Source organism: Micromonospora sp. KC606, assembly GCF_004348675.1.
Lineage (GTDB): Bacteria > Actinomycetota > Actinomycetes > Mycobacteriales > Micromonosporaceae > Micromonospora.
Genome location: NZ_SMKN01000186.1, coordinates 1 through 11,214, shown reverse-complemented (window position 1 = coordinate 11,214; position 11,214 = coordinate 1). Strand labels below are relative to the sequence as shown.

Sequence of the window (11,214 nt, the reverse complement as noted above, 5' to 3'; positions counted from 1 at the left end):
CCCCCTGGCCCTACTCAACTGATCCACCGGACCCACCCATCCCGTCGATCATGAGGTTGCCGTGCCGCGGGTCGGCGCGCCGCGAAGACAACATCATGATCGACGGCGAGTGGGGGCGCGCTTCCGGTCTGTTACCGGAGGGTCGTGAACGGTTACCCTGGGCGGACCGTCGGGATCGACGGTCGTCGGCTGGGGGAGGCCGCGATGCGCCGTACGATGAGCAGCGTGACCGCCGCATGGCTCGCGGTCGCCGTGCTGTCCGGTTGTGCCGGCGCCGACGGGCTCGACGGCGACCTGACCGACGACTGGGCCGCGTTGGCCCCTCCCGGTCCGTTCACCCCAGTGGCGGAGGTCTGCCAGGTCGCCGAATTCACCGACACCGTGGCCCTTGACGCGTACGCGCCGGTCGACTGCGCGGTGCCGCACCGGGTCGAGACGGTGCACGTCGGTGCCTTCCCCGCCGGTCGGGCCGAGCCGCCGGCCACCGGCTCGCCCGAGCTGCGCGGCGCGTTCGCCGAGTGCGACGCGAGGGCCGCCGGGTACGTCGGCGACGACTGGCGCGCCGGCCGGCTGCGGCTGGCCGTGGCACTGCCCACCCGGCCCGGCTGGGCGGCCGGCTCCCGCTGGTACCGCTGCGACCTCAGCCAGCTGGACACCACCGAGGCCGCGGCGAAGGTGGTGACCCGCACCGGCAGCCTCCGCGGCGCTCTCCGCGGGCCGTCGACGCTTCGGCTGGGCTGCCAGCGGACCACCGAGGGCGGTGGACGGGTGCGCACCCTCACCCCGGTGGACTGCGGGGCCGCCCACGACGCCGAGTTCGTCGGCGTGTGGCAGGCGCCGGACCGGCCGTACCCCACGAAGGGCGCCGACTGGGCTCCGCTCTACGCCGGCTGTCGAACGGTGCTCGGCCGGTACGTCGGCGTGCCCGACGACGCCAACCTGCGTTTCCGCAGCGGCGTGGTGGTGCGCCCGCCGGGTGCCGGCCGTTGGCGGGTGGGCGACCGTGGGGTCCGCTGCTACCTGTGGCTCAGCGACCGGACGGTGACCGCCTCGCTGAAGGGGGCCGGTCCCGCCGGCCTGCCCGTCCGGACGAAGTAGCCGAAACCACTCGTCGTGCCCCCGCCGCCCCGGACGAGAATGCTTCGGGTTGACTGTTCCCATGGACCTTCCGACCGTCGACCTGCCGGCCCTGCCCCGTCTGCTGGCCGCCCCCGCGCCCGGCTGGGTGGAGACGACCGACGTGATCGTTGTCGGTTCCGGGGTCGCCGGTCTGACTGCCGCGCTGCACCTGCGTGAGGCGGGCCTGCACGTCACCGTCGTCACCAAGGTCAACATCGACGAGGGCTCGACGCGCTGGGCGCAGGGCGGCATCGCCGCGGTGCTCGGCCCCACCGACACGCCGGCCGCGCACGCCTCCGACACCGAGATCGCCGGGGTCGGGCTCTGCGACCCGCCGGCGGTGCGGGTGTTGGTGGAGGAGGGGCCGGCCCGGCTGCGTGAACTGATGCGCATCGGCGCGGAGTTCGACCGCAACCCCGACGGGTCGCTGATGCTCACCCGCGAGGGCGGGCACCGAGCCGACCGGATCGTGCACGCCGGCGGCGACGCGACCGGGGCCGAGGTGCAGCGGGCGCTGCACGCTGCGGTCCGCCGCGACCCGTGGATCCGGCTGGTCGAGCACGCCCTGGTGCTGGACCTGCTCCGCGCGCCCGGCGACGGCCCCGACTCGCTCGGCCCGGCCTGCGGCATCACCCTGCACGTGCTCGGCGAGGGTAGCGAGGACGGCGTCGGGGCCATCCTGTCCCGGGCGGTGGTGCTGGCCACCGGCGGGATGGGGCAGATCTTCGCGGCCACCACCAACCCGGCGGTCTCCACCGGCGACGGGGTGGCGCTGGCGATGCGGGCCGGCGCGGCGGTCACCGACGTGGAGTTCGTGCAGTTCCACCCGACCGCGCTGATCGTTCCGGAGCACGCCCGGGTGCCCGGCGCCGGTTTGGCCCAACAGCCGCTGGTCTCCGAGGCGCTGCGCGGCGAGGGCGCCCACCTCGTCGACGGCGACGGCAAACGGTTCATGGTGGGCCAGCACGAACTGGCCGAGCTGGCCCCACGGGACGTGGTGGCCAAGGGCATCCACCGGGTGCTGCTGGCCACCGGCGCCGACCACGTCTGGCTGGACGCCCGCCACCTCGGCGGGGACTTCCTCGCCGGGCGTTTCCCCACCATCGTCGCCTCCTGCCTGGCCATCGGCGTGGACCCGGCGGTCGATCTGATCCCGGTCGCCCCGGCCGCCCACTACGCCTCCGGCGGCGTCCGCACCGACCTGCGCGGGCGGACCTCCATCCCCGGCCTGTACGCCTGCGGCGAGGTCGCCTGCACCGGCGTGCACGGCGCGAACCGGTTGGCCAGCAACTCGCTGCTGGAAGGGCTCGTCTTCTCCCGCCGCATCGCCGAGGACATCGCCGTGGGCCTGCCCGAGCAGGCGAAGCCGGCGGAGACCGGTGCCTGGGTGGGTGGCGAGGGCTGGGTGGTGCCGGCCGCCGGCACCCCGGCGCTGCAACGGGCCATGACCCGGGGCGCGGGAGTGCTCCGCTCGGCGCGGACCCTCGCCGCGACCGCCGCCACGCTGACCGAAATCGGCGCGGAGCGAGGCGCTCCGCGGACCGCCGACTGGGAGGCCACGAACCTGGTCACCGTGGCGTCGACGCTGGTCGCCGCCGCGTACGCCCGTCAGGAGACCCGGGGTTGCCACTGGCGGGAAGACTTCCCGACGGCCGAGGAGCGGTGGCGGGGCCACCTCGTCGGGGCGGTCGGGACGCGGGGCAGGTTGACGTCCCGGTGGGAGGAGCCGGCGTGAGCGACAGTGGTGCGACGAGTCCTGCGGGCGCCAGGGGAGGAGCGGGAGTGAACCAGTCGACAGAGCAGGCGCTGAGGGCCGGCGGCCTCGATCCGGAACGGGTCCGGCAGGTGATCGTGGACGCGCTGGCCGAGGACCTGGGCCCGAGTTCTCTCGACGTCACCAGCGTGGCGACGATCCCGGACGCGCAGACCGACACCGCCGACCTGGTCGCCCGCGCTCCCGGTGTGGTCGCCGGACTGGCCGTCGCCGCCGCCGTGTTCGAGCTGGTCGGCGAGGTGACCGGGATGGGCCGTACGGTCGCGGTGTCGTTGGTGGCCCACGACGGGCAGCGGGTGGCCCGCGGCGACGTGCTGGCCACCGTGACCGGCCCGACCCGGCTGCTGCTCACCGCCGAGCGGACGGCGCTCAACCTGCTCTGCCGGATGTCCGGCGTGGCCACCCACACCCGGGCCTGGGCGGACGCGCTGGCCGGCACGAAGGCGACGGTGCTGGACACCCGGAAGACCACCCCCGGCCTGCGTGCCCTGGAGAAGTACGCGGTGCGCGCCGGCGGCGGCACGAACAAGCGGATGGGCCTGCACGACGTCGCCATGGTCAAGGACAACCACAAGCTGGCCGCCGGTGGGGTCGCCGCCGCCTACCGACGGGTCCGGGAGGTCTTTCCCGACGTGCCGGTCCAGGTGGAGGTCGACACGGTTGCCGAGGCCGTGGAGGCGGTGGAGGCTGGCGCGGACTTCCTGCTGTTGGACAACATGACCCCGGAGACGCTGCGCGAGGTGGTGGCCAGGGTCGGCGACCGGGCCGAGCTGGAGGCGACCGGCGGGCTGACCCTGCAGGTGGCCGCCGAGTACGGGGCGACCGGGGTGGACTTCCTGTCGATCGGCGCGCTCACCCACTCCTCGCCGATCCTGGACATCGCGCTGGACCTCCGCGAGGAGTGAGCGTCGTCGTGGTGGGCCACACCGACTCCGGTTCCGGGCCCGGCGTCTAGGCTGCGTGCGTGCTGCTCTGCATCGACATCGGAAACACCAACACCGTGCTGGCGACCTTCGACGGCGACAAGCTGGTGCACTCCTGGCGGGTCAAGACCGACGCCCGTTCCACCGCGGACGAGCTGGGTCTGATGTTCCGGGGGCTGCTCGCCGGTGATGCGGTGGAGATCACCGGGGTGGCGGCCTGTTCCACGGTCCCGGCCGCGCTGCGCTCGCTGCGGACCATGCTGGCCCGCTACTACGCAAACCTGCCGAGTGTGGTCGTCGAGCCCGGGGTACGCACCGGCGTGCAGCTCGCCATCGACAACCCCAAGGAGGTCGGCGCGGACCGGGTGGTCAACACCCTCGCCGCGTACACCCTCTACGGCGGCCCGTCGATCGTGGTGGACTTCGGCACCACCACCAACTTCGACGTGATCAGCGGCCGGGGCGAGTTCCTCGGCGGCGCGTTCGCCCCCGGCATCGAGATCTCCTTCGACGCGCTCGCCGCCCGGGCCGCCCAGCTGCGCAAGGTGGAGGCGACGAAGCCCCGCTCGGTGATCGGGAAGAACACCGTCGAGTGCCTCCAGTCCGGCCTGTACTTCGGCTTCGCCGGCCAGGTGGACCGGATCGTGGAGCGGATGACCGAGGAGTTGGGCGAGGTGAAGGCGGTCATCGCCACCGGAGGGCTGGCCGCCCTGGTGATCAACGAGTGCCGCGTGATCACCCACCACGAACCGATGATCACGCTGATCGGACTGCGGATGGTCTACGAGCGCAACATCTGAGCGGTGGGGCGAGGCGGGTGGGCCCGCTGCCGGGCGGCAGGTTGTCTGCGTTACGGCCCCCGGAGCCCTTGAGTACGCTCATGGGCTGACCCGCCGAAACTCCCCGAAGCCTGAGGAAGCGTGCCGTGACCGAGCAGAACGCCCTGCCAGTGGACCCCGCCGACGACCTTCCCGAGCAGATGAAGGTCCGCCGGGAGAAGCGGGACCGGATGCTCGCCGACGGCGTCGAGCCGTACCCGGTCGGATTCCCCCGGAGCAGCACCCTGGCCGAAATCCGCGCGAGGTACGCCGACCTGCCCACCGACACCGCCACCGGCGACCAGGTCTCGGTCACCGGTCGGGTGATCTTCGTACGGAACACCGGGAAGCTCTGCTTCGCCACGTTGCGCGACGGCGACGGCACCGAGTTGCAGGCCATGCTCTCGCTGGACCGGGTGGGCCCGGAGCGGCTGGACGCCTGGAAGCGGCTGGTCGACCTCGGTGACCACGTCGGGGTCACCGGCGAGGTGATCACCAGTCGCCGGGGTGAGTTGTCGGTTCTGGCGCAGGACTGGGCGGTCACCGCGAAGGCGCTGCGCCCCCTGCCGGTGGCGCACAAGCCGCTCAGCGAGGAGGCCCGGGTCCGGCAGCGGTACGTCGACCTCATCGTGCGCCCGCAGGCGCGGCAGATGGTCCGGACCCGGGCCGCGGCGGTGCGCAGCCTGCGCGACTCGTTGCACGGCGCGGGATTCATTGAGGTCGAGACTCCCATGCTCCAGCTGCTGCACGGCGGCGCGGCGGCCCGCCCATTCGTGACCCACAGCAATGCGCTCGACACCGATCTGTATCTGCGAATCGCGCCGGAACTGTTTCTCAAGCGCGCCGTGGTCGGCGGCGTCGACCGGGTCTTCGAGATCAACCGCAACTTCCGCAATGAGGGCATCGACTCGTCGCACTCGCCCGAGTTCGCGATGCTCGAGGCGTACCAGGCGTACGGCGACTACGACACCATGGCCGAGCTGACCCGCAATCTCGTGCAGCAGGCCGCGATCGCCGTGGGCGGCTCGACCGTGGTGACGCACGCCGACGGGCGCGAGTTCGACCTCGGTGGCCAGTGGCGTTCGGTGACCCTGTTCGGGGTGCTGTCGGAAGCGCTCGGCGAGGAGGTCACCGTACGCACCGAGCGGTCCCGTCTGATGGAGTACGCCGACAAGGTCGGTGTTTCCGTCGACCCCAAGTGGGGTCCGGGCAAGCTGGCCGAGGAACTTTTCGAGGAACTGGTCGTGCCGGGGTTGCAGGAACCCACGTTCGTCCGGGACTACCCGGAGGAGACCAGCCCGCTGACCCGGGCCCACCGCAGCGAGCCGGGGCTGGCCGAGAAGTGGGACCTGTACGTCCTCGGTTTCGAGCTGGGCACCGCGTATTCCGAGTTGGTGGACCCGGTGGTGCAGCGGGAGCGGCTGGTCGCCCAGGCGCAGCTCGCGGCCCGTGGCGACGACGAGGCGATGCGGCTGGACGAGGACTTTCTGCGTGCGATGGAGTACGGAATGCCACCGGCCGGTGGCATGGGAATGGGAATCGACAGGCTTCTCATGGCGCTGACGGGTCTGGGAATTCGGGAAACCATCCTCTTCCCGTTGGTCCGCGCGGAGTGACCGGACGACTTCTCCGGGTTGTTACCGCATCCTATTGACGCGACGAGCGTCTCGCGGGTTATCGTTCTTGCATTGCAGGAAGTAACCCTGCTCGAAAGGAATGTGGGACGTGGCCAAGCAGATCATTCACAAGCTGGTCGATGACCTGGACGGCGGGGACGCGGACGAGACTGTCAAGTTCGCCCTCGACGGTGTTCAGTACGAGATCGACCTGTCGAACTCCAACGCGGAGAAATTGCGCGATACATTCGCGCAGTACGTGGCGGCGGGCACCCGGGTCGGTCGGGGCGGCGTGGTCGTCGGCGGCCGAGCCGCGCGGGGCCGGGGGGGCGCCACCGCGGATCGTGAGCAGAACAGGGCGATCCGGGCCTGGGCCAAGAAGCAGGGCAAGGAGATCTCCGACCGGGGCCGTATCCCGCAGGAGATCGTCGACGAGTTCCACGCCACCCGCTGACCCGTCACGGTCGGCGCGCGATGCCGGCCCGGAGCCTGTCTCCGGGCCGGCGTCGTCGTTTTCGGGCGGCCTCGGCCGACCGCCGGCGAGGGGGCGCGGTGATGGTCGCGGGCGGACGTGGACCGGGAACATTCCCGCCGAGGAGGGCGTTGCCCACAGCCGGTGGAGACTGCGTCCACAGGCTGTGGACGACCCATCGGGCCGCCGGGGGCGCCTTCCGCACCCGGGGTGAATTTCGCTCTGCGCGTACAGGTCGAGGTGTCGGAACACCTCCTGAGCGCGGAGGGTTGGTCAAAACAGCGTCCGAACGGCTCGTCACGGGGGCACACGACCTCAGCGGAGTCGGTCGGCGGCGATAGAGTAATGAGGCAAGGACGCCCGTCCGGACGTCCGCGCACCGGCCCCGCCAAGATCTCGCACATCAAGGCGCACGGCACGTGAGGAGCACGAGGGCATGTTCGAGCGGTTCACCGACCGAGCGCGACGGGTTGTCGTCCTGGCCCAAGAAGAGGCCCGGATGCTCAACCACAACTACATCGGTACGGAGCACATCCTGCTGGGCCTGATCCACGAGGGTGAGGGTGTCGCGGCAAAGGCCCTGGAGAGCCTCGGCATCTCCCTCGAGGGCGTCCGTCAGCAGGTCGAGGAGATCATCGGCCAGGGCCAGCAGGCGCCGAGCGGGCACATCCCGTTCACGCCGCGGGCCAAGAAGGTGCTGGAGCTGTCGCTGCGCGAGGCGCTGCAGCTCGGCCACAACTACATCGGCACAGAGCACATCCTGCTCGGTCTGATCCGCGAGGGCGAGGGCGTCGCCGCCCAGGTGCTGGTCAAGCTCGGCGCCGACCTGAACCGGGTCCGCCAGCAGGTGATCCAGTTGCTCTCCGGCTACCAGGGCAAGGAGCCGGCCGCGGCGGGCACCGCGCCGGGCGAGGCGGCGCCGTCGACGAGTCTGGTGCTGGACCAGTTCGGTCGTAACCTGACCCAGGCCGCCCGTGAGGGCAAGCTCGACCCGGTCATCGGGCGCGAGAAGGAAATCGAGCGGGTCATGCAGGTGCTCTCCCGCCGTACGAAGAACAACCCGGTCCTGATCGGTGAGCCCGGCGTCGGTAAGACCGCTGTGGTGGAGGGGCTGTCCCAGAAGATCATCAAGGGCGAGGTGCCCGAGACGCTGAAGGACAAGCAGCTCTACACGCTCGACCTCGGGGCCCTGGTGGCCGGTTCCCGGTACCGCGGTGACTTCGAGGAGCGCCTGAAGAAGGTGCTCAAGGAGATCCGCACCCGCGGCGACATCATCCTGTTCATCGACGAGATCCACACCCTGGTGGGCGCGGGCGCGGCCGAGGGCGCGATCGACGCGGCGAGCATTCTCAAGCCGATGCTGGCCCGTGGCGAGCTGCAGACCATCGGCGCCACCACCCTCGACGAGTACCGCAAGCACCTGGAGAAGGACGCCGCCCTGGAGCGCCGGTTCCAGCCGATCCAGGTGGGTGAGCCGTCGCTGGCCCACACCATCGAGATCCTCAAGGGTCTGCGCGACCGCTACGAGGCGCACCACCGTGTCTCGATCACGGACGCAGCGCTCGTGGCTGCCGCGACTCTGGCTGACCGGTACATCTCCGACCGCTTCCTGCCGGACAAGGCGATCGACCTGATCGACGAGGCGGGCGCCCGGATGCGGATCCGCCGGATGACCGCGCCGCCAGACCTGCGCGACTTCGACGAGCGCATCGCGCAGGTGCGTCGCGACAAGGAGTCCGCGATCGACGCGCAGGACTTCGAGCGTGCCGCGCAGCTGCGCGACAAGGAGAAGCAGCTCCTTGGCCAGAAGGCGCAGCGCGAGAAGGAGTGGAAGGCCGGTGACCTGGACGTCGTCAGCGAGGTCGACGACGAGCAGATCGCCGAGGTGCTCGGCAACTGGACGGGCATCCCGGTCTACAAGCTGACCGAGGAGGAGACCTCGCGCCTGCTGCGCATGGAGGACGAGCTGCACAAGCGCGTCATCGGCCAGGAGGACGCGGTTCGTGCGGTCTCGAAGGCGATCCGGCGCACCCGGGCCGGCCTGAAGGACCCGAAGCGCCCGTCGGGCTCGTTCATCTTCGCCGGCCCGTCGGGTGTCGGTAAGACCGAGCTGTCCAAGGCCCTCGCCGAGTTCCTCTTCGGCAGCGAGGACGCCCTCATCCAGCTGGACATGTCCGAGTTCCACGACCGGTACACGGTCTCCCGGCTGGTGGGTGCCCCTCCCGGCTACGTCGGCTACGACGAGGGTGGCCAGCTCACCGAGAAGGTGCGCCGTCGGCCGTTCTCCGTGGTCCTCTTCGACGAGATCGAGAAGGCCCACCCGGACGTCTTCAACACGCTGCTGCAGATCCTCGAGGACGGTCGGCTCACCGACGGTCAGGGCCGGATCGTGGACTTCAAGAACACGGTCATCATCCTGACCACCAACCTGGGCACCCGGGACGTCGCCAAGGCGGTCTCGCTGGGCTTCCAGGCGTCGGAAGACTCCGAGTCGAACTACGACCGGATGAAGCAGAAGGTCAACGACGAGCTCAAGCAGCACTTCCGGCCCGAGTTCCTCAACCGGATCGACGACACCATCGTCTTCCACCAGCTGCGTGAGACCGAGATCCTCTCGATCGTGGACATCATGACCGCGCGGATCGAGACTCAGCTGCGCAACAAGGACATGGGCCTGGAGCTGACCGACAACGCCAAGAAGTACCTGGCGAAGAAGGGCTTCGACCCGGTCCTGGGTGCCCGGCCGCTGCGCCGGACGATCCAGCGCGACATCGAGGACAACCTCTCCGAGCGGATCCTCTTCAACGAGCTGACCCCGGGTCAGATCGTGGTGGTGGACTGCGAGGGCGACCCCGAGAACATCGACAAGTCCAAGCTGGTCTTCCATGGCGCGGACCGACCGGTGGACGTGCCGGACGCCGTTCCCGCCGACCTCGGCGGCACCGCTGCCGCGGGCGCGGACGAGTAAGGACGACGTACGAAGGTGACGGCCCGGTGGCATCCGCCACCGGGCCGTCACCTTTCCCTGTCCGGCCCGCGCCCTTCTCACACGACACCGGGCACGTCGGGTCGTCGCGTCGGACGCCCCCAGATCCCGCGGTACACCGCAACCTGAGTCGATCACGCGGTCCGCAGCGGCCTCGGCCACGGCGTCGCGGGTTGCGGGTTGCGGCAGTTGGGGGTGTTAAGCGTTGCGGATGGCCCGGTCCGGCGCGTCCGGAGTCGATCATGCCGTCCGCTTGCGGTATCGGTCGGTGTCGCGTTGTGCGGCACGCAGGCACGCAGGCACGCAGGCACGCAGGCACGCAGGCACGCAGGCACGCAGGCAGGCAGGCAGGCAGGCAGGGGGCGGGCGGCGAGTTGTCGCGATGTAGCGCCGTATCGGGTCGATCAGGCCGCGCGTGGGCCGCTCGTCCGACCGGGCATGGGCCCGCTCGGCCGGGGCGCGTATGAAGGCTTGGCCGGGGCGCGTTCGAGGGCTCATCCGGGCCGCGTTCGAGGGCTCATCCGGGCCGGGTGTGAGCCGGGTTCCGGAGGGCGGTCAGGCGACCGGTTGGGGCGCCGGTCCGTCGCCGATCAGCCGGACCGAATCCTGCCCGACCGGCTCGACCAGGCCGTCCCGCACCAGGCCAGCCAACGCCCGGGACCGCTGCACGTCGTCGTGCCACACCTGGTCGAGTCGCTGGTGCGGGACCGGGCCGGTGGCGTCGCGCAGCACCGCCAGAAGCAGCCCGCGGACCTGTCGGTCGGTGCCCGCGTACCGCTGGGGGCGCCGGGTGGGGCCGACGGGCGCCGCCTGACCGGAGGCACGCCAGGCGCAGACCGACTCGACCGGGCACGCCGTGCAGCGGGGCGAGCGGGCGGTGCACACGATCGCCCCGAGCTCCATGAACGCCGCGCTGGCCAGGGCAGCGGCGGCCGGCTCGACCGGTAGCAGTTCCTCGCAGGCGACCAGATCCGACGGGCGGGTGGCCGGCCCGGCGTCCGGCTCACCGGCCACGGCGCGGGAGACCACCCGACGAACGTTGGTGTCCACCACCGGGTGTCGCTGCCCGTGCGCGAACGCGGCGACCGCCCGCGCGGTGTAGGTGCCGACGCCCGGCAGGGCCAACAGGTGCTCCAGGTTCTTCGGCACCTCGCCGCCGTGCCGTTCCACGATCGCCACCGCGCAGTCGCGCAGCCGGACCGCCCGGCGGGGGTAGCCGAGCCGTCCCCACATCCGGATCGCCTCGGCGGGGGTGTCGGCGGCCAGCGCGGCCGGCGTCGGCCAGCGCCGCAGCCAGGCGTACCAGGCGGGCAGGACCCGGACCACCGGGGTCTGCTGGAGCATGACCTCACTGACCAGGATCGCCCACGCTCCCACGTCGGGTGCCCGCCAGGGCAGGTCGCGCGCGTTCTGCTCGTACCACCGGCTGACCAGGGTGGCGAAGGTCGGTTGTTCGTTCATCGCGCCAACGATGATGTCACGCGATGCCTTCCCGCAGGATGGGCG

The 11,214-nt window shown here is 71.3% G+C and carries 8 protein-coding genes; 7 read left to right on the top strand and 1 reads right to left on the bottom strand.

Features of this window, described 5'->3' with window-relative positions:
• Positions 1 to 204 precede the first annotated feature (204 nt).
• From E1193_RS25095 to E1193_RS25065, 7 genes are all read left to right on the top strand, one after another.
• Positions 205 to 1,098 carry a septum formation family protein gene (locus E1193_RS25095; protein WP_132185649.1) on the top strand — a complete coding sequence of 298 codons (894 nt, stop codon included), beginning with the start codon at positions 205 to 207 and terminating at the stop codon, positions 1,096 to 1,098.
• A 61-nt stretch (positions 1,099 to 1,159) separates the two neighbouring features.
• On the top strand, positions 1,160 to 2,854 hold the full coding sequence (locus tag E1193_RS25090; RefSeq protein ID WP_132185648.1) for an L-aspartate oxidase: 1,695 nt from the start codon (positions 1,160 to 1,162) through the stop codon (positions 2,852 to 2,854).
• 47 nt (positions 2,855 to 2,901) lie between these two features.
• Positions 2,902 to 3,798, top strand: coding sequence for a carboxylating nicotinate-nucleotide diphosphorylase (nadC, locus tag E1193_RS25085; RefSeq protein ID WP_132185647.1), 897 nt, complete (start codon positions 2,902 to 2,904; stop codon positions 3,796 to 3,798).
• Between the two features lie 59 nt (positions 3,799 to 3,857).
• Positions 3,858 to 4,616 (top strand): type III pantothenate kinase, encoded by a 759-nt coding sequence (locus E1193_RS25080; RefSeq protein ID WP_132185646.1) that lies wholly within the window; start codon positions 3,858 to 3,860, stop codon positions 4,614 to 4,616.
• A gap of 125 nt (positions 4,617 to 4,741) precedes the next feature.
• Positions 4,742 to 6,250, top strand: coding sequence for a lysine--tRNA ligase (lysS, locus tag E1193_RS25075; RefSeq protein ID WP_132185645.1), 1,509 nt, complete (start codon positions 4,742 to 4,744; stop codon positions 6,248 to 6,250).
• A 109-nt stretch (positions 6,251 to 6,359) separates the two neighbouring features.
• Positions 6,360 to 6,704, top strand: coding sequence for an Lsr2 family protein (locus E1193_RS25070; protein WP_165945819.1), 345 nt, complete (start codon positions 6,360 to 6,362; stop codon positions 6,702 to 6,704).
• A gap of 454 nt (positions 6,705 to 7,158) precedes the next feature.
• Positions 7,159 to 9,690 carry an ATP-dependent Clp protease ATP-binding subunit gene (locus E1193_RS25065; protein WP_132185643.1) on the top strand — a complete coding sequence of 844 codons (2,532 nt, stop codon included), beginning with the start codon at positions 7,159 to 7,161 and terminating at the stop codon, positions 9,688 to 9,690.
• 573 nt (positions 9,691 to 10,263) lie between these two features.
• Here E1193_RS25065 and E1193_RS25055 read toward each other — a convergent pair.
• A complete protein-coding gene (locus E1193_RS25055) occupies positions 10,264 to 11,169 on the bottom strand; it encodes an A/G-specific adenine glycosylase (protein ID WP_132185641.1) in 906 nt (301 codons plus the stop codon).
• Between the last annotated feature and the right edge of the window lie 45 nt (positions 11,170 to 11,214).